1 protein-coding gene is annotated in these 407 nt (G+C 46.2%); it reads left to right on the forward strand.

Annotation, left to right across the window (positions count from 1 at the left end; genetic code table 11):
• Positions 1–407 (forward strand): branched-chain amino acid ABC transporter permease (locus Ga0466249_RS25990; protein ID WP_215832393.1); only part of this gene is annotated, 407 nt, incomplete at both ends.

Genomic DNA, 407 nt, shown 5'->3' on the forward strand with positions numbered 1-407 from the left:
GTACGCGAAAATGAAATCGCTGCCGAAGCCATGGGAATTGATACAACCAAATACAAGGTGCTGGCCTTTACCATTGGTGCCGCTTTTGCAGGCATTGCCGGTTGTCTGTTCTCGCACTACTTTTACATTGCTCATCCAGCATCCTTTACCTTTATGAAGTCCTTCGATATTTTGACCATGGTTGTTTTAGGCGGACTCGGCAGTATTACAGGCTCCATTACCTCAGCCATCCTGTTAACCTTCGTTTCAGCGGCTCTGGCTGATTATCCCGAGTGGCGCATGGTCATTTATTCACTCATGCTCATTCTCCTCATGATTTATCGTCCTCAGGGACTATTTGGCAATAAAGAACTAAGCTGGAGCATGCTGAAGCGGATTGGAGGGAAAAAACATGGAACTGCTGAAAA

The organism is Pelorhabdus rhamnosifermentans, assembly GCF_018835585.1.
In the GTDB taxonomy this organism is placed as follows: Bacteria; Bacillota; Negativicutes; order UMGS1260; family UMGS1260; genus Pelorhabdus; species Pelorhabdus rhamnosifermentans.